Source organism: Riemerella columbina, from assembly GCF_030517065.1.
Classification (GTDB): Bacteria; Bacteroidota; Bacteroidia; order Flavobacteriales; family Weeksellaceae; genus Riemerella; species Riemerella columbina_A.
The window spans coordinates 596,047-620,898 of sequence record NZ_CP103950.1 but is presented as its reverse complement, the minus strand read 5'-3'; the positions used below and the strand labels follow the sequence as shown (position 1 = coordinate 620,898).

24 protein-coding genes are annotated in these 24,852 nt (G+C 40.8%); 5 read left to right on the top strand and 19 right to left on the bottom strand.

All coding sequences use genetic code 11. The annotated features are described in order from the left end of the window. Position 1 precedes the first annotated feature (1 nt). A complete protein-coding gene (locus tag NYR17_RS02975; protein ID WP_302506294.1) occupies positions 2-490 on the top strand; it encodes a DUF6452 family protein in 489 nt (162 codons plus the stop codon). Further along, a complete protein-coding gene (locus tag NYR17_RS02970; RefSeq protein WP_302506975.1) occupies positions 456-1,115 on the top strand; it encodes a DUF6048 family protein in 660 nt (219 codons plus the stop codon). The genes NYR17_RS02975 and NYR17_RS02970 overlap by 35 nt, the downstream gene beginning before the upstream one ends. Here NYR17_RS02970 and coaE read toward each other — a convergent pair. From coaE to lpxB, 4 genes are read right to left on the bottom strand one after another with little or no spacing between them, the layout of a single operon-like run. Then, complete coding sequence (gene coaE, locus NYR17_RS02965; protein WP_302506293.1) at positions 1,098-1,703, bottom strand: dephospho-CoA kinase; 606 nt, start codon at positions 1,701-1,703, stop codon at positions 1,098-1,100. The two genes, NYR17_RS02970 and coaE, sit on opposite strands and share 18 nt — an antisense overlap. Positions 1,704-1,746: 43 nt before the next feature. Then, a complete protein-coding gene (locus NYR17_RS02960; RefSeq protein WP_302506292.1) occupies positions 1,747-2,613 on the bottom strand; it encodes an MBL fold metallo-hydrolase in 867 nt (288 codons plus the stop codon). A 53-nt stretch (positions 2,614-2,666) separates the two neighbouring features. Then, complete coding sequence (gene ruvB, locus NYR17_RS02955; RefSeq protein ID WP_302506974.1) at positions 2,667-3,689, bottom strand: Holliday junction branch migration DNA helicase RuvB; 1,023 nt, start codon at positions 3,687-3,689, stop codon at positions 2,667-2,669. Positions 3,690-3,726: 37 nt separating this feature from the next. Further along, on the bottom strand, positions 3,727-4,869 hold the full coding sequence (lpxB, locus tag NYR17_RS02950; protein WP_302506291.1) for a lipid-A-disaccharide synthase: 1,143 nt from the start codon (positions 4,867-4,869) through the stop codon (positions 3,727-3,729). 447 nt (positions 4,870-5,316) lie between these two features. Between lpxB and NYR17_RS02945 the strand changes: the two genes are divergently transcribed. Both NYR17_RS02945 and NYR17_RS02940 read left to right on the top strand, forming a co-directional pair. After that, positions 5,317-5,829: a DUF2480 family protein gene (locus tag NYR17_RS02945; RefSeq protein ID WP_302506290.1), complete on the top strand. Its 513-nt coding sequence runs from the start codon at positions 5,317-5,319 to the stop codon at positions 5,827-5,829. A 78-nt stretch (positions 5,830-5,907) separates the two neighbouring features. After that, entirely contained in the window at positions 5,908-6,546 is a 639-nt protein-coding gene (locus tag NYR17_RS02940; protein WP_302506289.1) for a DUF937 domain-containing protein, read from the top strand. A gap of 91 nt (positions 6,547-6,637) precedes the next feature. On the opposite strand, the gene NYR17_RS02935 is transcribed toward NYR17_RS02940, so the two are convergent. From NYR17_RS02935 to NYR17_RS02920, 4 genes are all read right to left on the bottom strand, one after another. Then, entirely contained in the window at positions 6,638-7,834 is a 1,197-nt protein-coding gene (locus NYR17_RS02935; RefSeq protein WP_302506288.1) for an aminopeptidase C, read from the bottom strand. Positions 7,835-7,860: 26 nt separating this feature from the next. Beyond that, positions 7,861-8,712: a diacylglycerol/lipid kinase family protein gene (locus NYR17_RS02930; protein WP_302506973.1), complete on the bottom strand. Its 852-nt coding sequence runs from the start codon at positions 8,710-8,712 to the stop codon at positions 7,861-7,863. Positions 8,713-8,845: 133 nt separating this feature from the next. Then, on the bottom strand, positions 8,846-9,226 hold the full coding sequence (locus NYR17_RS02925) for a septal ring lytic transglycosylase RlpA family protein (RefSeq protein WP_302506287.1): 381 nt from the start codon (positions 9,224-9,226) through the stop codon (positions 8,846-8,848). Positions 9,227-9,538: 312 nt separating this feature from the next. Further along, complete coding sequence (locus NYR17_RS02920) at positions 9,539-10,873, bottom strand: trigger factor (RefSeq protein WP_302506285.1); 1,335 nt, start codon at positions 10,871-10,873, stop codon at positions 9,539-9,541. 258 nt (positions 10,874-11,131) lie between these two features. Between NYR17_RS02920 and NYR17_RS02915 the strand changes: the two genes are divergently transcribed. Further along, complete coding sequence (locus tag NYR17_RS02915; protein WP_302506283.1) at positions 11,132-13,165, top strand: TonB-dependent receptor family protein; 2,034 nt, start codon at positions 11,132-11,134, stop codon at positions 13,163-13,165. A gap of 97 nt (positions 13,166-13,262) precedes the next feature. Here NYR17_RS02915 and NYR17_RS02910 read toward each other — a convergent pair whose 3' ends face one another. From NYR17_RS02910 to nuoF, 11 genes are all read right to left on the bottom strand, one after another. Further along, entirely contained in the window at positions 13,263-14,114 is an 852-nt protein-coding gene (locus NYR17_RS02910; RefSeq protein ID WP_302506282.1) for a hypothetical protein, read from the bottom strand. A gap of 125 nt (positions 14,115-14,239) precedes the next feature. Continuing rightward, a complete protein-coding gene (locus NYR17_RS02905) occupies positions 14,240-15,622 on the bottom strand; it encodes an NADH-quinone oxidoreductase subunit N (RefSeq protein WP_302506280.1) in 1,383 nt (460 codons plus the stop codon). A 22-nt stretch (positions 15,623-15,644) separates the two neighbouring features. Further along, positions 15,645-17,129 carry a complex I subunit 4 family protein gene (locus NYR17_RS02900; protein ID WP_302506279.1) on the bottom strand — a complete coding sequence of 495 codons (1,485 nt, stop codon included), beginning with the start codon at positions 17,127-17,129 and terminating at the stop codon, positions 15,645-15,647. A gap of 4 nt (positions 17,130-17,133) precedes the next feature. Next, the gene (gene nuoL, locus NYR17_RS02895) at positions 17,134-19,023 is read right to left on the bottom strand and encodes an NADH-quinone oxidoreductase subunit L (RefSeq protein WP_302506277.1); all 1,890 of its coding nucleotides are present in this window, start codon (positions 19,021-19,023) and stop codon (positions 17,134-17,136) included. 7 nt (positions 19,024-19,030) lie between these two features. Next, complete coding sequence (gene nuoK, locus NYR17_RS02890) at positions 19,031-19,360, bottom strand: NADH-quinone oxidoreductase subunit NuoK (RefSeq protein ID WP_302506274.1); 330 nt, start codon at positions 19,358-19,360, stop codon at positions 19,031-19,033. A 5-nt stretch (positions 19,361-19,365) separates the two neighbouring features. After that, on the bottom strand, positions 19,366-19,863 hold the full coding sequence (locus NYR17_RS02885; protein ID WP_302506272.1) for an NADH-quinone oxidoreductase subunit J family protein: 498 nt from the start codon (positions 19,861-19,863) through the stop codon (positions 19,366-19,368). 4 nt (positions 19,864-19,867) lie between these two features. After that, positions 19,868-20,398 carry a NuoI/complex I 23 kDa subunit family protein gene (locus NYR17_RS02880; RefSeq protein ID WP_302506271.1) on the bottom strand — a complete coding sequence of 177 codons (531 nt, stop codon included), beginning with the start codon at positions 20,396-20,398 and terminating at the stop codon, positions 19,868-19,870. Positions 20,399-20,463: 65 nt separating this feature from the next. Next, positions 20,464-21,531 carry an NADH-quinone oxidoreductase subunit NuoH gene (nuoH, locus tag NYR17_RS02875; protein WP_302506269.1) on the bottom strand — a complete coding sequence of 356 codons (1,068 nt, stop codon included), beginning with the start codon at positions 21,529-21,531 and terminating at the stop codon, positions 20,464-20,466. 2 nt (positions 21,532-21,533) lie between these two features. Next, on the bottom strand, positions 21,534-22,565 hold the full coding sequence (locus NYR17_RS02870) for a 2Fe-2S iron-sulfur cluster-binding protein (RefSeq protein ID WP_302506267.1): 1,032 nt from the start codon (positions 22,563-22,565) through the stop codon (positions 21,534-21,536). Positions 22,566-22,636: 71 nt separating this feature from the next. Continuing rightward, positions 22,637-23,464 (bottom strand): hypothetical protein, encoded by an 828-nt coding sequence (locus NYR17_RS02865; RefSeq protein ID WP_302506266.1) that lies wholly within the window; start codon positions 23,462-23,464, stop codon positions 22,637-22,639. Between the two features lie 16 nt (positions 23,465-23,480). Next, positions 23,481-24,842: an NADH-quinone oxidoreductase subunit NuoF gene (gene nuoF / locus NYR17_RS02860; RefSeq protein ID WP_302506265.1), complete on the bottom strand. Its 1,362-nt coding sequence runs from the start codon at positions 24,840-24,842 to the stop codon at positions 23,481-23,483. Positions 24,843-24,852: the final 10 nt, after the last annotated feature.

The following is a 24,852-nucleotide window of genomic DNA, read 5'->3' as shown; positions in this document are numbered from 1 at the left end:
TATGGCTATCACGCGTTATTTATGGCTACTCCTACTCAGCATAGCGCTCATCTCTTGTAATAGTGATGATGATATTTGCGACAAAGGTTTGGGTACGCCAAGGCTTAAAATCAAGTTTAAAACGGAGAATAATAAACTCTACCAGCCCGATACGCTCCTTATTGGCGTACAGCTGACCGATGCCGATACCATTAAAACCGTTGTATCTGCCATAAAACCTGACTCTGTGCTGGTTCCCCTCCGTGTAGATGAGCAACCGTATACCGACCTTTATATCAGAACTCAACCCAATAATCCTTCCGAAAAAACGGCTGTCGTACGGATTCATTACACGCCAAAATCAGAATATGTATCGCCAGCGTGTGGCATCAGGCGCTTGTATGAGCAAGTCTCTGCCAGCGTACAGCAAGCCGCCGCCGTAAAAAATGTAGAAACCAATGCAACCTCCATCAACAATGAAAACCAAACGCCTATTTACCTTATTTTTTAGCCTCGCCCTCTTTGGATTTTATGCCGCACAGCAGATAGATTCCACGAAAGCCCATTGGCGCTATCAGCCTAATTTTATGGTGGGGATTGATGTTTTGGGTGCTGGTGTTTCTGCCTTTTCGGAACAGAAAAAAGTGCAGTTTTTCATCAGTTCTACCATTAAAAAGAGGCTCAATGCTGTGATAGAAGGCGGTTTTGCTAAACTTCATTATGATAAAAATGCCTATTTAGCCGATGCCAAAGGTTATTTCGGGAAATTGGGTGCATTTTATATGATGAGCATAGACCACGAAAATCCTAAAAATGGATTTTATGCCGGTGGAAAGTTGGCAGGAAGTTTCTATCAACAGGAATATTTTTCTGTCCCTACCAAAGGCGCCGAGGGGCAGGTTTATTCTACGGCATTTCCGCAGTCTGGGCAGTCTTCTTATTGGGTGGAAGCCTTATTGGGCGGCAGAGTTGCTTTATTTAACACCTCTTTTTTCATTGATGTGAATGTGCAGCCTCGCTATTTATTCTATACCACCAAACAAGATGAACTCTTTCCGATGATCGTCCCAGGATTTGGTAAAAGTTCCACACGCTTTAATATGGGCGTATCGTGGAGTTTAGCCTATGCCTTCTAAATCTTGTACTAAATCTTGGATAGTGGCTTCCGTTTCGGTGTGTAAATCTTCTAAACTGCCATTATTATAAATCACGAAATCGGCGCGGTTAATTTTTTCGGCTTCTGGCATCTGTTGGAGGATAATGGCTTCTACCTCGCGGTAAGTTTTATTATCCCGATCCATCACACGCTTGATGCGGAGACTTTGCTCTGCGGTAACCAATATGGTTTTATCACAAAACCGATCTAAACCCAACTCAAATAACAGAGCGGTTTCTTTAAAAATGAAAGGTGCCGTTTGCTGAGCCACCCAAGCCTCAAAATTTTCCCTTACCGCAGGATGAATCAGTTGATTGAGCTTCTCAAGTTGTGCAGTATCTTCAAAAACCTGTGTAGCCACCCATTTTCTATTGTAGTTGCCTTGTTCATCGTAGGCATTTTCACCTAATAAGGCGATAATTTTCGCTTTAAGTTGAGGGTCGGTATTGACTAAAATTTTAGCTCGGCTATCGGAATTATACACTGGATACCCCATCTGTTCTATCCACTCGGCAACGGTGGTTTTCCCTGAACCAATACCGCCTGTGATGCCTATTTGCTTTTTCATACTTTGAAATTCATAATCAAGTGAAGCCTTATCGTGCGGCGTGCTAATACCCAAACACTTCATTAAAGCTGAAAGTTTGGTCTAATCTAATGCCTTTTTCTGTTTGCTTTAAACTCGCTAATTCGTGGTGGGCATCGTGCTCGAAGAAAAGGAGGTAATCGTTAGCCACGCATTGTTTTAGGAATTTGTCTTTTTCTTCCATTGTGAGGAGCGGGCGGGTGTCATAACCCATCACATAAACCAACGGAATATGCCCCACGGTAGGGATTAAATCCGCTGCGAAAACGATGGTTTTATCTTGATATTTTAGCACAGGGAGCATCTGTTTTTCGGTGTGGCCATCTACAAAGATGATGTCCATTTTTAAATCTGGCGCGAAACCATAATTGCCATTTTTCGGTAGATTTACAAAGTCCAATTGCCCACTCTCTTGTATCGGCAAAATGTTTTCTTTTAAAAATGAAGCTTTTTCTCTTGGATTGGGATGCACTGCCCAGTCCCAATGGTTTTCATTAGTCCAGAATTTTGCATTTTTAAAGGCGGGACGGTAGCCCGTGCGGTCGTCATTCCATTCAATAGCACCGCCGCAATGGTCAAAATGAAGGTGGGTTAGAAAGACATCGGTAATATCTTCTCGTACGAAACCGTATTTCTTTAGGTTTTTATCCAAAGAATCATCGCCCCAAAGGGAATAGTGACCAAAGAATTTCTCGTCCTGCTTATCGCCCAAACCGCAATCTACCAAGATGAGTTTTTTGCCATCTTCGATGAGGAGGGAGCGCATCCCCAGTTCAATGAGGTTGCGTTCATCAGCAGGGTTGGTTTTCTGCCAAATGGATTTAGGGACTACGCCAAACATCGCGCCGCCATCTAACTTAAATTTTCCACATTGTATAGGGTATAGTTTCATAATTTTGGGGTTTTAAAGTTCATTTAAAAAAGATAAATTGGGCTCTATCATTGTTAAAACAACTCGCCTAAATTTTTGGGTTGGCTGAGGTTTAGGTGGCGGTAGGCTTTTTCTGTAACCTCCCTACCACGGGGCGTTCTGATGATAAAACCTTCTTGGATAAGAAAGGGTTCATAGACCTCTTCCAGCGTTTCGGCATTCTCGCCAATGGAAGTGGCTAAAGCAGAGATGCCCACAGGTCTGCCTTTAAAATTCTCAATCATCACACGCATAATTTTATTGTCCATATCATCTAAGCCGTACTCGTCTACATTGAGGGAATTAAGGGCGAATTTCGCAATTGCCATATTGATGGTGCCGTTGCCTTTAATCTCGGCAAAGTCCCTCACTCGGCGGAGTAATGCATTGGCAATTCTGGGCGTACCACGGCTCCTGCGGGCGATTTCTAACGCGGCATCTTCCTCAATGGGAACGCCCAAAACTCTGGCGCTGCGCTCTACAATCATCCCTAAAAGTTCTACCGTGTAATATTCTAACCGAGACTGGATGCCAAATCTGGCGAGCATCGGTTTGGTGAGCATTCCGCTTCTGGTGGTGGCGCCCACTAAGGTAAAAGGATTGAGTCCAATTTGCACAGAGCGCGCATTGGGCCCCGTTTCCAGCATAATGTCTATTTTATAATCCTCCATTGCGGAATAAAGATATTCCTCCACCACAGGCGACAGTCGGTGGATTTCATCAATGAAAAGAACATCGTTTTCCTCTAAGTTGGTGAGCAAGCCTGCCAAGCTCCCTGGTTTGTCCAACACAGGTCCCGAGGTTACCTTAAAACCGACCCCTAATTCATTAGCGATGATGTGGGCTAAGGTGGTTTTACCCAAACCTGGCGGACCGTGCAACAAGGTGTGATCCAGCGCGGCACCTCTATTTTTGGCGGCTGCCACAAAGACTTCTAAATTGTCTAAAGTACGCCGCTGCCCTGCAAAATCCTGAAAACTCTGCGGACGAATTTTTTCTTCTTGAAGAAGCTCTTCTTTTGAAAAATGATCCTTATCGGGGTGTAAAAAATCTGGCATAGTCTGATTAACTTGGTTCAAAGATAGGGATTTTTTGTTATTCTGCGGTGTCTCTGGAGCGATGAAATTGGTGTTTTTCAGCGGTGGCTACAATGATTTGTGCGGCTTTTTCGCTGGCGCCGTGGTCGCCGAGGCGGTGTTTAAGCTCGACATAATCGGCTAAAATCTGTTGGCGGTTGTCGTGTAAAACTTTGTGTAGCTCTCGCACTAAATTGGAGGTATTCAATTCATCTTGAATCAGTTCTGTTACCACAGGTTTATCCATAATAAGATTGACCAAAGAGATATATTTGATGTGCTTAACCAAGCGCTTGGCAATCAGGTAGGAAATTTTGCTGCCACGGTAACAAACCACCTCTGGAATATTGAGCAAGGCGGTTTCCAAAGTGGCGGTGCCAGAGGTTACCAATGCCGCCTCGGAACAGCGGAGCACATCATAAGTTTGGTTAGAAACCAAGTGGACATCGGCATCTATATAAGGCGCATAGAAGTCTGGCGAAAGGCTGGGTGCTCCTGCAATAACGAATTGATAATCTGGAAAGTGCGGAATAACAGAGCGCATAACTTCCAACATTTTTTTGACCTCCTGCGCTCTGGAACCTGGCAACAGCGCAATGATTTTGCGGTGGTCTAAGCCTGCCTTTTTCTTAAATTCTTGAGGATTGACCTCGGGGAGGTTCTGAAGGGCATCTAACAAAGGATGTCCCACGAAATGTGCTTCTATATGGTGTTTTTTATAAAAATCTTTCTCAAAAGGGAGAATCACAAGCATCTCATCTACATATTTTTTGATGGTCTTTACCCTACCCTCTTTCCACGCCCAAAGTTGTGGCGAAATATAATACACGATTTTTATGCCCAAAGCTTTAGCATAGCGCGCAATCCGCAGGTTGAAACCTGGATAATCAATCAAAACGAGAACATCAGGAGCATAGGCTTTGACGTCTTGCTTGGCGGTTTTGATATTTCTCAAAATAGTGCCAAGGTTCTGCACCACTTCTACAAAGCCCATAAAGGCTAAATCTCTATAATGCTTAACGATGCTGCCGCCCTGCGCCGCCATTAAATCGCCGCCCCAAAATCTAAACTCTGCATTGGGATCTTTTTGTTTGATGGCTTTCATAAGGTTGCTGCCGTGCAAATCGCCAGAGGCCTCTCCTGCAATGAGATAGTATTTCATAATACCGTGCTTTAATTAAAGTACAAACTTAGCGGTAAAATTTCAGTTATGAAAATATGAAGTCGCGTTATTTTGATTATATTTGTGGGAATTATTAAATTATAAACTATACCACATCAAAAACGACTTAACACCCTGTTTCAAAAAATGCGCCTCAGAGTGATATTAGCTTTTTAATTGAAAACTTTAAGTGTATTAAATGATATTGAGTATAATGGAGCGCCCAAAATAGGATGATAAAATCATGATTTTAGATGTTGATGATAAAGTATCAAAGTTTTTTCTACCAACTTCGGATTAAAAAATAAGCATACAATCCCTCAAAATCGGTCTAAAAGTCGGAAGCGTGTACTATTTGGCAGAGGAATGATGCAACATTAAAGCTGATATTATTTTGGTTTAGATTTTGGTGGAAAACGAACCATAAAAAATAATTTTGAAAACTTTATGGAAAATGAACCGTTAGAAATTAGAAATAGAGTGGCAGAAAGTGGCTTGATCAATTTTGATTTGTCCGCCCTTGTTCCTCAAGGTCAGCGCATTGGCATTGATTTAAAGGATTTCCTGTATGAAGGCTTAATTTTGAAAGAAAAAGACTTCCGTGAGCAAGTTAAAAACCTCAATCTCGAGGAATACCGAGGCGCTTGGGTGCACATTTATAACTCGGCAGATGCTATTGTGCCGCTTTGGGCTTATTTCTTACTCACCGCCCAACTCACAGGCGTGGCGCAGAAAGTCGTGTACGGCAGTAGGCAAGATTTAGAATGTCTACTGATGCACGATGCCCTCGGAGCGTATGATTTTTCCACGCTGGAGAACCAACGCGTTTTGGTCAAGGGCTGCACGGATACCTTTATCCCTGAAAATGCTTATGTGGAATTGGTGGAAAAGCTGCAACCCATCGTTAAATCTTTGATGTTTGGGGAGGCGTGTAGCCAAGTACCGATTTTTAAAAAGTAAATATTTGGTGCTGATGGCATTCATATCGGAATGATTATTGTTAGTACCACTGCGATTAAAATTTGAAATATTAATATTATGAGTTTATTAGACCTTATCACGGGCAGCACAGGCTCCCAAGTGGCTGAAAAAGCGGAAAGCAAATTCGGCATTAGTAGAAACCAAATGATAGCGCTATTGGCGGTTGCCACACCCGTTATCATCAGTTATTTAAGAAATAAATCTAAAAACGCCCAAGAGGCGGAAGCCCTGAACCAAGCGCTGGATAAAGACCACGATGGCAGCATCCTCAGCGATGCCTCTCAGCTGGAAAGTAGACAAGATGAAGGCAACAGTATTCTCAGCCATATCTTCGGGAATAAAAAGAACGAAGTGGAGACCGAGATTTCTCAAAATACAGGCATTTCTTTGGATAAAGTAGGTCCTATTTTAGCTATGTTAGCCCCTGTGATTATGGGCTACATCGGAAAGCAAAAAAGAGAAAACCAAGTGAACTCCAGCAGTGGTCTATCCGATTTGTTAGGGAATATTTTAGGGCAAAAATCATCTGATGGCAGCCATTCCCTCAACGATTTGTTGGATAGCGTTTTAGGTGGAAATACCTCTTCTGGTGGTGGCTTAGGCGATTTGCTCAGCAATGTTTTGGGTGGACAGTCTAAAGATAAAAACAGCGGTGGTTTAGGGAGCATTTTAGGAAATTTGCTCGGTGGTAAATAATGAATGATCACCATAAAATCTCCATTCAAGTTGGATATTTTCAATAAAAAAGCCTCCCATAAAAGGAGGCTTTATCATTAATTCTATTGAATTATAAACCAATATTATTATTGATTTTAAATTTCTTAACGATATTTTTAGGAATTCCATCTTTGTGGAGTAAAATCGCTGTAGATTTGTATAATACATATGGTTTGGTCACATAGATATAACCATCAAAATCGTTGGTTACGCCCCAAGAGTTCTTTACCATATAGTATTCTTTGCCTGTTTGGTCTTTCGCCAACCCCACGATTTGCATTCCATGGTCATCCGTAGTGGTCAGATTGTTAAGCGCTTCCTGGCGCATCTCCTCCGTGATTTTTTTATCAGGCTTCGGACCTTTAAAAAGTTCCTTTTTGGTTGCCGCATTGATATGGTCTAAATCTAAATCTGGAACATAAGCCACACCATTAGCATAAGAGAAATAAGGCTCCGAAACATCAGTCGCCCAGCCCACCGTATAGCCATTTTTAAGCGCGTGGTCTATAATGGTGGTCAGATCTTCCATCGGAACATTCCAGCTGGAAGCGTGGCTCCAATTGTCTGGAATAGGCACCACAAATCTCTCATAATAAGGATAATCTCGGTAAGAAGAAATTTCCACATAATCTTCTGGTACAATGCCCACCACCTCTTTAGCAAAAGATTTCGGCGTGTATTTTTTACCTTTATAAGTGAAAGAAGTTGGGTATTTTCCTAAATAACTGTCCAGCATCGCATCAATATTATCTAACCAATTGGCGGATAATTTTTTACCTGGATTTTTAGTATAAGTGTCCAACATCGCTTTAATGACCGCTTGCATTTCGGCAAAGTTGTTTCTGGTTTGTCCCTCTTTCAGCCCTGTATAAGCCTCCTGCGGCACAGCGCCATATTTTTGATACATATGAATCACATCGTGGAGCTCTCCACCATCTCCCCAAGAAATGGCACCATCATTCAACACATAGAGCTTCGCTTTGTCGTGGTAAGAATTTCTCGCGGTAAAGATTTCCGCTAAATCCACAGGCTCTTTGCCCATTCTGATCATCTCTGATTCTAAAAAAGAATTCCCAGAATAGCTCCAGCAAGTTCCTGATGAACCTTGGTCTTTTACCGAAGTAACGCCATTTTCTTTAATGGTGGTAAACTGGAAGTCTGGATTTTCGGATTTGTTGTTTTTAAGGCTATTCACTAAGCCATCTTGCGCCCAGAACAATGTTCCCGTTGCAAAAAATGCCACTAAGGCTAATTTTGATTTTCTCATAAAATAAAGTATTTTTTGATCTAATATTAAACTAAAATTTTTAAACTCTGCGGTAAAATTTGTACCTCTACTGGCGAGGCTATTGGCGTATATTCCCCATCTAAATGCCAATCTTGACCATCGGTATGGAAACGAAGCGCTGGCACCGACCAATATTTAACATAGCGGTTTTCTTTCAATGATTTTGAAAATAAGCGAGCAGCAAAAATCCCTGAATACCACAGCGGAAATTTTTTAATCAGCGCTATTTCTAACAGCCCATCAGCATCGGAGGCTTGGGGCGCAATATACGCATTATTCCCAAACTGCCGCGTGTTGGCGACATTCAGCATCAGATATTCGCCGTTATAAGGTTGGTGTTCGGCATCATCAAAGCTGATTTTAATGGGTTTATACTTAAAAAAAGTGCGGATGCAAACTTTTATATAATTCAAAAAACCTCGGCTGGTTTTCTCAAAATCTTTGGCTACAGCGCCATCAAAACCGAGCCCCGAAACATTGATAGAAAAGTGATTGTTGATTTTAAAGGTATCTATGGTTTTGCTTTGGGCTCTTTTGATTTTGTTGATCAGGTGATCCACTTTTTTATCAAAATTCATCTCGTTGGCAAAGCCGTTGCCAGAACCTGCGGGATAAATTCCTAAAATTTTATCGGTATGGATCAGGTGCTGGGCAATGCTGGAAATGGTGCCATCTCCGCCCATCGCGATGAATATATCCGTATCCGCCATATGCTGGGCGATAAACTGGCGTGTCCCCTCCAAAGATTCCGAAATATAATAATGGGCTTCGGGCATTTTCTCTTGGCACTGTGCTAAGAAGTGCTGGTACTGCCCCTTTGCCGAAAAAGGATTGATAATGAAAGCCACATTTTGCATAGACACAAAAGTAAAACATTTTTTGAGAACAGCCGTATTTTCTACGATTTATTTGCGAATATTGGTGGCTATATTGATAAAAAAACTGTTTTCGTCAAAAAACAGTTTCTATAAAAATCTATGGATTGGTGGTTTAATCTTCTTGCCCTATCACGCGATAAGTAATCGGCATAGTGCCTCTTTTGTGGTTTCCTATGGCGTTAAAGGCTGCTTTGCTCAGGTCAAACGAGCGTCCTTTGGCATAAGGTCCTCTATCGTTCACTTTTACCACGACACTTTTCCCTGTCCTCAGGTTGGTAATTTCTACCAAGGTACCGAATGGTAATCTTTTGTTGGCAGCGGTTAGCTCTGTATTATCAAAAATCTCTCCGCTGGCGGTTTTTCTACCATTGAACTTGTCGTGATAGTAGGAAGCATAAGTGGTGCCCGCTAAATTAGACTCGCTGTTTTTAAACGAATATAATCCTCCGAAAGAAATCATCATTATGATTACGAGAATGGCTCTTTTCATCATTTTGAATTTTTTTTGTTTTGTTTTTTACGAGGGCAAATTTATACTGAACCTCTTAGCCGACCATATCAAAACGTTAAAAAATGTTAATTTTATCTTAAATAAATCTTAATAAAGTCGTCTATTAACCTAAACACGGGGGATAGCAAGAACTGTTAAAAAGTGTTAAAAAAAAACTTAAAATGTTAATGTTATTAAGAAAAATACGCAAAAAAACACCTCCGAATTAAACTCAACACTTTTATTACCAATAACTTAGTATAAAAAAACAAGCCTCTAAAAATAGAGGCTCATTTTTTATATTTCTGTGGGAAATTATTTCTGTAATTCCTTTAAAAAATCTTCGTGAGAGATTTTAGTTTCTTTCTTTTTGGCTTTCTCTAAAATAACATCTTTTAGTTTTGCCATAGCTACTTCAGAAGAAATTTGTCTTACTTGCTCTTGGTTTTTGAGCATTTCTACCGCATATTTCTGGATTTCCTCATCAGAAAGGTGGTGGATACCATAAATTGCCAACTGATTTCTCACCAATTGCTCCGCTTGGCTGAGCACATCAGCATAGTCAATGGTAATTTCGTTTTCGTTCATCAACTTACCTTCAATAATTTGGTATTTCAGTTGATTTTTCTCCGCTTCTAAGATTTCTTTAGCCTGAGCTTCGTTAGCGATATTAGCATTGGTAAACATTAACCATTTTACTAAAAACGCCTCTGGCAACTGCACTTCTTGCTTTTCGGTAATTTGCTCTAAAATTTTATTCACGAAGTGAACATCCGCATTTTGCTGGAAGTATTCATCTAATTCTGATTTTACTTTAGCTTTAAGCTCATCTTCAGATTTTACAGTGTCTTTACCATAAACATTGTCAAAAAGCTCTTGGTTAAGCTCTGCCAATTTAAGTTTGTAGATGTCTTTCACTGTAACCTCTACCTCGTTGTGGTGTAGGTGCTCCGCCTCTTCTTTAGAGAAGCCTAAAACTTTTGCCAACTCCTCATCTTTTACTAAATCTTCTTTAGAGATTTTGATAGATTCGTCTTTTTTAAGTTTTTTAACCAAATCAAAAGCGGCTTTATTCTCTGCGTTGATCACCACATTTTTCGGTGCGTGGTGGTGCTCGCCTTCGGCATCTTCTTCTACTACTTGCTTCACTTCTAAAGCGATGTAAGAATCTTTAGTGGCTTTTTCCTGCGGTTCTCTTTCAGCAAATCTCTTCTGCATATTCTCTATGCTGGTGCTGATTTCCTTATCAGAAGCCTCTATTTGGAAATGTGGCGCTTCGTATTGTGCTAAATCAATGCTGAATTCTGGTTCAAAACCGATTTCAAACGGAAGCTCTATTTGTTCTTGGTTGGTATCTAACTCCTCTACTGGCACAGGCACAGGCTGCCCTACCAATCTGAGTTTATTTTCTGTAATGTAGTTATTAAGCCCTTCAGAAACTTGCTTGTTGATTTCCTCATAGGTTAATCCAGCTTCGTACTGTCTGCGGATCATCCCAAGTGGAGCCTTTCCTTTTCTAAAGCCAGGAATCGTGGCATTTTTAGCATAGTTAATCAATTGCTTTTCAACTTTGTCTTTATAATCTTTTTTATCCAAAGTTACCGTAAGCAATGCGCTTACTTCATCGTGATTTTTACTCGTAACCTTCATTAATTGAATTTTTTTAGAAGGCAAAAATAAGAAATTTTATGCTTTTATCAGAATTTAATTTCAAAAAATTAAGTTTTCTGTTTTTTATAATTAAAAAGATGATTTTCAAAGGCATTAAAAAACCTATAATACCGAGAATACGGCAGTGGTGAAGGGTTTTAAACGGTATTCTTTTTTTAATGATATATTTCAGTAGGTTATTAGATTTTATTTATTCTAAATTACGCTATCTTTGTGCACAAATTAAAAATTAAACTTATGAATAAAAAAACTGTTATTATTGCTGTGCTTTTAGGGAGCATCGGGAGTAATGCCATGGCTCAACAAACCAAGGATACCATTAAAAATAAAAACTTGGAGGAAGTGGTGATTACCGCAACGGGCGTCAAAGAAAAAATTAAAAACTATGCTGGTTCTGTGAATACCGTCACAGCGAAAACCTTCAAAGAATTGGGCATACAAACCCTCGGCGATGCGATGAGATTGGTGCCTGGTGCTAATTTTGTAGATGAAGATGGCAGAGGGCTAAAACCGAGTATTGGCTTGAGAGGCTTAGACCCTGGGCGTTCATCAGCGCTACTGACTTTGGTAGATGGCAAAATGCCCTTGGGCGAGAGTTACAGCTCGCTGAGTGAATATACTATGGTGCCTGCCGCATCCGTAGAGCGGATAGAGATTATCCGTGGTGCCTCGCCAGTGCTTTATGGCGGCGGTGCTATTGGCGGCGTGATGAACATCATCACCAAAAATGGAGCCTACGAACCTTATAAAAGAATCTACGCCGCTTATGGCAATTATAACGCGCTCAACTTAGGTGCAGAAGCTGGTGGCGGTTCTAAAACTTTCAACTATTACATCGGTTACAACCGCCGACAAGGCGATGGTTCAAGAGAGAAAAACTCTAAATTCCATACCGATGATGTGACCCTCTCTTTGGCGGCAAGACCTGATGAACAGAACGAATTGAAGTTTTATTTTAGTGCTTTTTGGGAAAACTCTGAAACTCCAGGTGGGCTTAATGCACAAGAATACACCCAAAACCCAAGGCAATCTTTAGCCGTGCACGATCATGATGAGTTCCTTGCCAAGAGAATGATGGCTAACCTGACCTATACCAGACACCTCAACACGACCAATAGCCTTTCTGCCGTGCTGTATGGTGGCTATTTCCAAAGAGATTGGTGGATAGGCTCGGCTTATCCTACCGAAAATAAAAATGCAGGAATGCTCCGCAACATCCCTTCTTTCGGAGTTTATATTGATTATAAAAATACAGACCAAGTCTGGGGACTTAAAAACAATTTCCTGGCTGGACTAAGATACCACACCGATATTTACCGCAACAAAAGCGTAGATGGCGCCACTAATGAAGCCCGCTCTGGCGTGCTACAATCTGGCAACGAAAGCAATACCAATGTTTATGAAGCCTATCTTTATAATCAGCTCTACCTTCGTACAGATTTAATTCTGAGCCCTGGGGTGCGCTATACTTATGTGGATTATGCCACCAATGACCTCAAATCTGGATTGCAAACCAAAGCCAATAGTGATAGTTTCATCTACTCGTTAGGGTTGGTTTATCAAGGGGTTAAAAATTCCGAATTTTATACTACAGTGTCTAAAGGTTATCAGCCGCCGCAATCTTCCAGCGCCACCAATCCTAAAGTGGTAGCTTCGGGGAAATTCTTAAAGCCTGAAACTTCTAATAATTTTGAAGTGGGGGTAAGAACGCGCCCAACGGAATGGCTCAGCCTGAACTTAACGGGATATTTAATTTATTTCAATGATAAAATTGTAACGATAGATGGGCTAAGACAAAATGCTGGAAAGAGCTTCCACAGAGGTATAGAAGCCGAAATTAAAGTAAAACCAACGCCGCAATTTTCGTTCTATGTGAATACCGCCATCCAAAAAGCGACTTTCTCTAACGGAGATTTTAAAGGCAATACCTTGCCATATGCACCTAATTTTACCATTACTCCTGGTGCGAAGTTCCAAACGCCACTCGGCAAGGGGGAACTGATCATCAACCTCTATGATGCCTATACTTCTAAGCAATATACGGATAATGCGAACACTTGGGAAGGCAGTCCCAATGGTAATATTGGGAAAATCCCGGGGTACAATATCTTAAGTGGTAGCATCAATTATAATATCAACCATCTCAATTTCAACTTTAATATGCTCAATATTTTGGATAGAGAATATTACACCAAGCGCTATCCGTATTGGGGTGGCATTATGCCAAGCTCTGACCGCACCTTCTCCTTTGGTGTAGGTTATCAGTTTTAGGATTAAAGGTGATATTTTTAAACCCCACCGCGGCTCAAACTTTCGTTTGAGCCGCGGTGATTTTTGTATTTGTTTTATAATATGAGTGAAAATATTTTTATTGATATTCTATTTTAAATATATCATCTTTATGATAATCTGTATATTTTCCTTTAGAAAGATCTGTCATTTCTGAAGGATAACCTTTTTCATTGTATATAATTTCTCTTTTACGATCCTCATAATATTCTCCATCCCTATACTCTCGAGTATTTATAATATTATGAGGATAAGATAAGAGCCCATTGATATTATATTCAGCATAAGATAGTCGGTTTAAGCCCGTTACATTTTTAAATATAGATTTCTGATTATCATAAGCTATTTCCAAAGTTTCTGATCTCCTTATTGTATCTGCTGGGTATTCTTTTCTTTCTATGTAATTACCAACACTTTTTATGACTTGCTGTTGTGCGTTTAGCGTATATTCATAAGTTCCTGTTTCATAGTAGTTCTGCCCACCATTATACCTTTCTACCCTATTATAAGTAATGTTAACCATATTATTCTGTGGTATGGTATAAGTATACTCTATAAATAGAGAATAAGGTTTTGAATATTGTATTCCCTTCTCTACTCTTAATTCTTTTGTTAAATTACCTTTATCATCATATTCAAATGTAACTGTTTGCAAGAAATTAGAATTATCTTTAATCCGCCCTTCTATTGATTTAATCCTATTACCTTGATAAGTGAATGTTTGAACAAAATCATGATTATCTTCCACTTTTTCTAAATGGTTTCCATTATAAGATAGGTTATATTCTGTAATTTCATCTATAAAACCATCATTACCATAAGAAGTTTGAGTTAGTTTAATTGGCAGTAACCGATTTCGTAGTTCTTCTTCTGTTCCCCTACAAGAAATGGCTACGACTGCCAATAACGAGAATAAAATCACTTTTTTCATTTCTTGATTTTTTATTATTTTGGCAAAGATAAGTGTTTTTATGATAAAAAACGCTGCGAGATGCCTCAAACAAAAAAAGCAAAGAATTTATCTTTGCTTTTTCTATTCTATTTAAATGGTATTTTTTAAATATTAAATAACATCACGAAAGTATCTGGAGCCACGCCCAACGCAATAATGAGCGCTATAATCACCACCGATACGATGTTATAAGTTAGGCTGACTTTTTCACTGGTTTTGAAAGTGCTTTCTTTATAAAAGAACATCACGATAATCAACCTAAGGTAGTACGCAATACTCAGCGCAGAGCCAATCACCGCAATGATGACCAATAGCGTAACGCCGCCTGAAATGGCTTGGCTAAACAAATTAAACTTCGCGATAAACCCTGCAGTTAGCGGAATACCCGCCATAGATAATAAAGAAATCGCGGCTACCACTGCCAGCAGAGGCTCTGTTTTGGCAAGACCGTTGAAGGCTTCGTATGAGGTTTCTCTTTTGAGTTTTTCCACCCAAATGAGGCACATAAATACCCCTACCGTAGCCAGTGAGTAAGCCAATAAGTAGAACGCCAAAATATTGGCAGAAGCACTATTAAAACCAAAGAATATTAAAGCCAAATAGCTAGCGTGAGACACCGATGAATACGCCAACATCCGCTTGGCGTTGGACTGCACCAACCCTAATAAGTTGGCTAAAATCAGTGTGATGATGATCAGCGCTGCCATAACATCTGCCCAGATAGGGAAGCTGCCTAAAAATCCTAAAGTGAATACTTTATACAACGCGTAGAATGCGGATATTTTAACTACCGAAGCCATAAACGCCGTGACCAACGAAGGCGCCCCTTGGTACACATCTGGGCTCCACATATGGAACGGTGCCAAAGATACTTTAAAAGTCATCGCCACGAGCATCATCAAAATACCTAAAACAAACATTTTGTTTCCGCCGTAATTCACGCTATACAGATGGATAATATCCATATCAAAACTTCCTGTGCTGCCGTAGATTAAGGCAATTCCTAAAAGAAGAAAGCCTGTAGCAAAAGCCCCCATAAGGAAATATTTCATAGAGGCTTCTATGGAGCGGAGATTCGTTTTGGCACTGCCCGCTAGCACATAAAGCGGAATGGACAAAATTTCTACCCCCAAAAAGAGCATGACCAAATTTTGAAATCCAAATAAAATAACACCTCCACAGAGCGAGAATAGCATCAGTGCATAGAGTTCGGATTGATGGCTTCTATGGTTGCTGAACGCAAAGCCTCCTATAAAAAATATTAAAATGGTAATCCCAATGCTGATTTTACTGAAAAGTGCAGCAGTGGCATCAAATTGATACATCGCTTGGTATTTCTCAAAGAAAGAACACTCGGGCAAATAGCTCACATATAAAGCCAATGCTAAACCGATAATGCCCACATACCGTGCATATTTGCCTTGATTAAAAACGCCTGTAAATAAAGCGGCAACCGCCGTGATAAATATAATCGTTAAAACACTCATTTTTTCTTAAATTATCTTATTACTAATAGACCATTGCTGCATAAACGAACTTCAATGACGCCTGTACCATTTCTATAATGCCTGCTGGGAAGATCCCCAAGGCAATCACAAATACCGCAAGAATTGCCAATACCGAAAACTCTACCGCCGAGAGATCTTTGGCTTGTGCTAAAACTTCTGCATCACCTTCTCCAAACATCGTTTTTCCGTATAATCTTAACAGATAAACAGCGGCTAAAATGATGGTAAGCCCAGAAATAATCGCGGCTAAAACATTATAATCAAACACCGATTTAAGGAGGATAAACTCACCGATGAAACCATTGGTCAGCGGCACCGCCATAGAACCTAAAAGTATGATCATAAACAATACGGCAAATTTAGGCGCTACCCTTGCCAGCCCGCCCATTTGGCGTATATCTCGGGTGCTAAATCGTTTCATTAGAATATCGGCGCAGTAGAATAAGCCCACCACATTGATCCCGTGAGCGAAGGTTTGCACCAAAGCCCCCTCAGCACCTTCATAGGTAAAAGTACCATTGAGGGTAAGGAGCGCCGAAGCAAAAATCCCTGCCACCATCAGCCCCACATGCGATAGTGAGGAATAAGCGATAATGCGCTTCACATCGTTATTGACAATCGCAATTAGGGCACCGTAGATAATACCACAAATGGCTAATGCCAACACGATTTTCCCAGATACGCCCAATAAAGCTTCTGGAACGATTGGTAATAAATATCTTAAAATCCCGAATATCGCCATTTTTAGCATAATCCCAGACAGCAACATAGAGCCCTGCGTAGGTGCATAGGTATAAGTGTCTGGTTGCCAAGTGTGAAACGGAAATACAGGTAATTTAACCGCAAATGCCATAAAAATCAACCAAAAAATGAAAGTTTGTTGCTCTGCACTAAGCGTTGCGTAATATAAATCTTGAACCGTAAAAGAATCCGCATAATTATAAAGATACACCAAGCCGACCAACATCAACAATGAGCCTGAGAAGGTATAAACAAAGAACTTAGTGGTGACTTTTATGCGTTGGTCTTCTTGCCCCCAAAGTCCGCAAATGAGCCAAATTGGGATAAGGGTAGCCTCCCAGAAGATGTAGAACAATAGTCCATCTAATGCTGTAAACACACCGATTAACCCAAACTGCATCAACAGAATGAGGGCATAGAATGTATTTCTGTACGGTGTTTTTTCATTAAATGATGAAAGGATCACCACAGGCACTAAAATATTGGTGAGCAATACCAACAACATTCCCATACCATCAATCCCGAAATAAAGGCTACTCCGCAAGAATGCACTCCATTCATAACGAAATTGGTACTGCAACTCTCCGCCAAGCGTATCTGAGAAATTAAACTGGCATAGCATCATAGCGGAAATTACCAGCTGAGCCAAGGCGACCAATAGTGCCAAGTATTTGCTCTGCGTGCCCTTCCATGCGAAAACCAATCCTGAACCTACAAGAGGTAATAATAACAATGATAACAACATTATATTATAGAACTAAAAAGTTAATAATTAAAATAATCCCTATGGCTAAAGACATCACGAAAACATAAGCTTCTACATTTCCATTCTGTATTTTCTTAAACAATCGACCAGAACCTATGGCGCCTAAGCCTACGCCGTTCACCAAGCGGTCTATCAATTCTTTATCAAAAACTGAAGAGGCTTTACCTAAAATCTCCACAGGCTTTACAACCACCATATGATAGATTTCATCAATGTAAAGTTTATGCTCTGATAGTTTTTCCCAACCGCTATAATGCGCCTGTGGTTGTTTTTTCTTCACCACATAAAGGTATCTTACGCCAATCCATACCAAAATGAACATCAGTACTGTTAAGCCCAATAGCACCATCTCTCTACCGAAAGGAACTTCTTCCAAATGCGGTAGATTAACATAAAGGCGCTCTAACCAATGGTGTAAAAACTGGAACTTGCCGTGTCCAATAAAATGAGGCAAATTAATAAAGCCGCCCACCACAGAAAGCACAGCCAAAATCATCAATGGTAAAGTCATATTGAGTGGACTTTCGTGTAGGTGGTGCTTTTGTTCCTCGGTGCCTCTAAACTCGCCGTGAAAAGTGAGATAATAAAGTCTGAACATATAAGTTGCCGTAAGTGCCGCAATAATGAATAGCACAAACCAAAAAATAGGATTTTTGGCAAAAGCAGAAACTAAAATTTCATCTTTAGAAATCATCCCTGAGAATAGCGGCATCCCCGAAATGGCTAATGTTCCGATGAGGAAAGTCGCGTGGGTCACTGGAATGTATTTTTTCAGCCCACCCATAAAACGCATATCTTGCTCGCCGCCCATCGCATGGATTACAGAACCAGAGCCTAAGAATAATAATGCTTTGAAAAACGCGTGCGTCATCAAGTGGAATATCGCGGCAGTGTAAGCGCCTACGCCTAAAGCCACAAACATAAAACCTAACTGAGATACCGTAGAATAGGCTAAGACTTTTTTAATATCGTTTTGTCTTAATGCAATGAATGCTGCAACGGCAGCAGTAACTAAGGCTACGATTAAAATCACATTCATCGTGGTTGGCGCCAAAGTGTATAAGAAGTTAGAACGCACAATGAGGTAAATCCCTGCCGTAACCATCGTAGCGGCGTGGATGAGTGCGGAAACAGGCGTTGGCCCTGCCATAGCATCTGGCAACCAAGTGAATAGCGGCAACTGCGCCGACTTCCCTACAGCACCAATGAATAAACTCAAAGTGATAAAGGTGATGATGGCGCCATCTGCCTCAAATAACGACGCGTTTTGCGCTACACTAAGATAATCTACCGCGTGGGTATAATGTGCCAGCATAAAAATCCCGATGAGTAGACCTAAGTCCCCAATACGGTTCATAATGAAAGCCTTTCTTGCCGCTTTGCCATAGTCTTCGTTTTTATACCAAAAACCTATCAAAAGGTAAGAGCAAAGCCCTACGCCTTCCCAACCGATGAATAAAATCAAGTAGTTGCTCCCCATCACCAATAGTAACATTGAGAAGATGAAAAGGTTGAGATAGGTAAAGAATTTATAAAAACCAGCATCGTGACTCATATAACCAATAGAATAAAGGTGGATCAAAGAGCCAATCCCTGTAATGATCATCATCATCATCAATGATAATTGGTCAATCTGAAAGCCAAAATCAACTGAGATGCCATTCACTCTAAACCATTCAAAGGCTTTTACGACCAACGCTGGCGTGTCTGCACTAAACTGCGTGAACAGATATGCCGAAAGTAAAAACGATACAAATACGACAGCCGTAGCCAGACCGCCTACCACTATCTTTGGTAACTTTTTCCCTAATAATCCGTTGATTAAAAAACCTACCAAAGGAAAAAGAACAATTGCATAAACGATATTTTCCATATTTCTTTTATCCTTTTAATTTATTTAAAATACTAATATCCACAGACTTGGTATTTCTGTACATCATAGTGATAATGGCCAAACCTACCGCCACTTCTGCCGCGGCAACCACCATAATAAAGAATACCAACATCTGCCCATGGGCGTCTCCATAATAAGTAGAAAATGCTACCAATAAGAGATTTACAGAATTGAGCATCAGCTCTACGCAGCCCAGAATAATAATGGCATTTTTTCTTAACAAAACGCCTAAAACACCCAAACAGAATAAAAATAACGATAGAACGATAAAATATTCTAATGGGATATGCTGTACAAAAGTATTGATTTCGTTCATCTCTCTTATAAATCTTTTTTACCAATAAGCACTGCCCCCACAATCCCAGAAAGGATCAGGATTGAAGCCAATTCAAACGGAAGTACATATTCATTAAACAATAATTGACCTAAGTTTTTGGTCAGCCCTACGCCTTGCGCCACCTCTGCGATCACCAATTGGTTGCTGCTATAGCCTCGGAAAAAACCTAAAAATCCAACCAATAAAAGCCCTGCCGAGAATACCCCTGCCACCTTCATCAGGTTGTGTTTTTTACCTTCATCTTGAGATTTCAAGTTCAACATCATTAGCACATATAGGAACAAAACCATAATGGCTCCCGCATACACGATGATCTGTACAATGCCTAAAAACTGAGCATTGAGCAAGATATAAAGCCCCGCTATGGAGAAAAAAGTAATCACCAAAGACAATATGCTATACAGTGGATTTTTAGAGGCTACGAAATAAATAGCACTCACCACCGCTAATCCAGATATGATATAAAAAATAGCTAACTCCATAGTATTAGTGATAAGATTTTTTTTGTCGTTCTGTAATGTCTATTCTATGGTTCACATCTTCCAAAAGTTTGTCTTTACCATAGATGAATAGGGCGCGGTTAGGCTCTGCATCTACCAATCTATCCGTTAGATAAATGGCAGATTTAGGGCAGGCATCTTCGCACATACCGCAGAAAATACATCTCAACATATTGATTTCGTAAGTAGAGGCATATTTTTCCTCACGGTAGAGGTTCATTTCCTCTTTGGTACGCTCTGCAGCGGTCATCGTAATCGCTTCCGCAGGGCAAGCCACCGCACAAAGCCCACACGCCGTGCAACGCTCTCTGCCTTGTTCATCTCTTTTCAAAATATGCCGACCCCGCCAAATGGCTGCACGTGGCTTTACTTCTTCTGGATATTGTATGGTATGGTCTTTCTTAAAGAAATGCTTCAGCGTGATGCTCATCCCCTTAGCAATTGCGGGGATATAGACTTTCTCTGCCAAAGTCATCTTCTTGTTAGAAACCACTTTTGAACGATTGGTTAATTTCATCAGATTTATAATATTTTCATTGAGATCCCACTCTGGGGCATCTTTTTTCTCTCTTTTATTAAAAATTAAGCATTAGCAAAGGCTAAAATGACAGCGCCTGTGACCAATAGATTAACTAAAGCCAAAGGAATTAGCGTTTTCCAACCTAAATGCATCAGTTGGTCGTATCTAAATCTCGGTAGAGTCCATCGGATCCACATAAAGACAAAAATACCAAAAAAGGCTTTGGATAAAAAGGCGATTACACTTAAAACCCCTGCGATATTTTCACCATAGTTGGTAGTAACCCACTCTATACCAGGGTAGTTGTATCCACCGAAGAATAAAACCACCATCAAGGCATTAGAGATGAACATATTCACATATTCTCCAAACATATAAAGCCCTAATTTCATCGCGGAATATTCCGTCATAAACCCTGCCACCAGCTCTGCTTCGCACTCTGGAAGGTCAAAAGGGTGGCGGTTACACTCTGCCAACGCCGCTACAAAAAATACCAAAAATGCCACAGGCTGATAGAAAATATTCCAGTTCATCCCTGAAACTTCGGGAAGAATACCCCAAATTTGCCCTGAGGCTTGCGCTTCGGTAATGACTTTTAAGTCTAATGAACCCGCCATCATAATGATGGAAAGTAGTGCCAGCCCCATCGCCAATTCATAAGAAATCATCTGCGAAGAAGCACGGATCGCACCAATAAGCGAGTATTTATTATTAGAAGCCCAGCCACCAATCATAATGCCATAAACCCCAATGGATACCATACCGATCAGGTAAAGCACACCAACATCTACATTGGCAACTTGGAGGTCAAAAGAATGTCCTGCAATATTTAAACTCTTGCCCCAAGGGATCACCGCCCCTGTAATCAACGAGATAAACATCACTAAACCAGGGCCTAAGATAAAGAGGAATTTTTCCGCATTTCGTGGGATAAAATCTTCTTTAAAGAAGAACTTACCACCATCTGCCAGCGGCTGTAAAAGTCCCAAAGGTCCTGTTCTGTTAGGTCCCATTCTGTCTTGCATTAGTGCGGCTACTTTTCTTTCTGCCCAAGTAGAATATGCGGCTACTGTAAGGGATAAGATGAAAAGAGAAACGACTAATATCAGTTTAAAAGTTAGTAAATCCATAACTATTGTTCTTCATCTTTTATTTTAGGTTCTACTCTTTTTTCATCTTTGGTGCTGACCTCCTTGGCTGACTCATAGTCAATTAGCTCATAAGAATTGGTCTTTTTATCGTAATGATTTAATGAAATCACCGAGTGTCTACTGATGTGTCTTGGACCTTCTACATTCCAATATTTAAGGTCTTTTCTGTGGAAGCGGCAATCGTTACAGATGAACTCTTCCACTTCGCCGTACTCATCTTTTCTGGCTGTTACACGGATAATTTCATCACCTTTCATCCAAAGCACCGCCTTACCGCTACATTTGTCGCACTGGCAAGTGGCATTCATCGGTTTAGTAAACCATACTCTGCTGGCAAAGCGCGAAGTTTTATCCGTAAGCGCACCCACAGGGCATACATCTATCACATTGCCGATAAACTCATGGTCTAAGGCTTTATTGAGGTAAGTTGAAATTTCGGCATGGTCACCACGGAATAAAATGCCGTGCTCCCGCTCATCGGTCAACTGGTTGGCAGCCAATACGCATCTGGCGCAAAGGATACAGCGGTTCATATTCAATTTAATATAAGGACCGATGTCTTCTGGTTCAAAAGTTCTTCTTTCAAACTCTGTTCTGGTATTTTCCACGCCGTGCTCGTAGCCTAAATCTTGGAGGTGGCACTCGCCCGCTTGGTCACAGATAGGACAGTCTAATGGGTGGTTAACCAATAAGAATTCCGTAACGGCTTTTCGTGCCTCTTGGGTTCTCTCAGAGGTTAAGTTCTTCACTTCCATACCATCCATTACGGTTGTACGGCAACTCGCCACCAATTTCGGCATTGGGCGAGGGTCTGCATCAGAACCTTTGGACACCTCTACGAGGCAAGTACGGCACCGCCCACCACTGGTTTCCAACTTGCTATAATAGCACATTGCAGGGGGCACAGATTTCCCTCCGATTTGTCTTGCAGCCTCCAAAATACTCGTTCCTGGTGCTACCTCGGTGGTTTGTCCGTCTATGGTTATTTTAAATTTTTTAATCTCTTCGCTCATATCGTTAATGATTAGTCTTCGTGAAAAGACTTTTTATTATTGTTGATAAAACTTACTCTCGCTATTATTTCCTATTTTAATTTTCTGGTATTAAAAACATAGCCTATACCAAAATTAACCTGCCCAAAGGCGAAATCTTGGCTCGCCACATCGGCATTATTTAATGTGGTTTTGATGTCTGGCATATTGATGTAACCGTATTTCGCTTCTATCCTCGCGATAAGGTGTTTCCAAAATACAATATTTAAATTGGCTCTTACATCAGCACCAAAGCCTGCAATATGAAACCTATCGCTTCTCTCATTACCAAATAATTTGGCATTGGTTTTAGGGTAAAGCACACCTACGCCGCCGCCATATGCCCAATAGATATCCACATTTTTATTCGTTAATATTGGTTGGTATTTTTCTAAACCAGCATTCACATAGTTGAGACCATCGGTATGCTCAAAAGTGAGAAATTGCTCATCGGATAAATTGACTTTTCCATTCTGAACATAAACAGCATAAGGATTGGCAATCTTTCCGCTAAAATCTACCGTTTGGTCTTGGTCCATCACATATTTCATATGGTCTACTGCCAAAACGATGGCTAAATTGTCCTTGATAAAGTAGCCAATCCGCGTATTGGTCTGAGGAATGGTTACCCTTAGTGGATGAAAATAGTCTCTAAAACTGAAATCCGTGGGTCTATCATGAGCCACCACATGGTGCAGCTGGAAATCATAGCCTTCGCCTTTAAAGCGAATATCTGATGCGGTATAAGCTGCTCTATTCCAACCCCAGAATAATAAAACCGTTCCCTTGCGGAAAGGGTTTCTCACTTCTGAGTTTTGCTGCGCATTCATCATCCCCATGGTGAGGATAAGAGCCATCATATATACAATTCTGCTTTTCACCTTCCTCTTCGTTTTTTTAAGATAGCGTTTCTTCTTTCAATGGAATAGGGTCTGCATAGTTCCCCAATCCGTATTTTTGGGTTTTGGCTAATTCTGGATTTTTCACATACCATTCAAACTCATCTCTAAAATGGCGAATGGCTGCTGCTACTGGCCACGCCGCTGCATCTCCTAACGGGCAGATGGTGTTACCTTCAATTTTCCGCTGAATATCCCATAGCAAATCAATATCGGACATTTCGCCTTCGCCAGCCACTATTTTTTTCAGTATGCGGTACATCCAGCCTGTGCCCTCTCGGCAAGGGGTACACTGTCCGCAACTTTCGTGGTTGTAAAAACGCGCCAAAGTCATCGTATGCTCTACCACGGATTGGTCTTCATCTAAAACGATGAAACCACCAGACCCCATCATAGTTCCCGTAGCGAAACCGCCTTCTGAAAGGGATTCATAGTTCATATATCGTGGTTTGCCATCAATGGTTCTTAGCAATAAGTTGGCAGGAACAATCGGTACGGAGCTTCCTCCAGGAATACACGCCTTTAAGCGCTTACCATTCGGGATACCACCACAATATTCATCAGAATAGATAAATTCTTCTACCGTGATGGTCATATCAATCTCGTAAACCCCTGGCTTATTGATGTTTCCGCAAGCGGAAATGAGTTTAGTCCCTGTGGAACGCCCTACGCCAATTTTGGCATACTCGGCACCTGTAATGTTGATAATCGGTACTACCGCGGCGATGGACTCCACATTATTCACCACCGTTGGTCTTTCCCATAAGCCTTTAACCGCTGGGAATGGTGGTTTCAATCTCGGATTTCCTCTCTTGCCTTCCAAAGATTCTAATAGGGCGGTTTCCTCTCCGCAGATGTATGCTCCTGCTCCTCTTTGGACATAAATTTCCAAATCAAAGCCTGAGCCTAAAATATTTTTCCCTAAAAATCCTGCTTTTTTAGCTTCCGCAATGGCTTCCTCTAAAATATCTGGAATCCACGCGTACTCCCCACGGATGTAGATGTAAGAAGTGTTAGAGCCCAAGCAATAAGATGAAATGAGCATCCCCTCGATTAAAAGATGTGGGATAAACTCCATTAAATAACGGTCTTTGAAGGTTCCAGGTTCAGACTCATCGGCATTAACCACCAAGTGTCTTGGCACGCCTTCGGGTTTCGCTAAGAAACTCCACTTGAGCCCTGTTGGGAAGCCCGCGCCACCACGCCCTCTCAGTCCAGAAGTTTTTACCTCTTCTAAGATTTCTTCAGGGGTCATTTTCAAGGCTTTTTCTGCTGCTTGATAGCCGCCTTGTTTGCGGTATACATCAAAATAGCGAATGCCTTCTATATGTGCGTCTTTAAGTAAAAGTTTTTTACTCATTGTCCTTAAT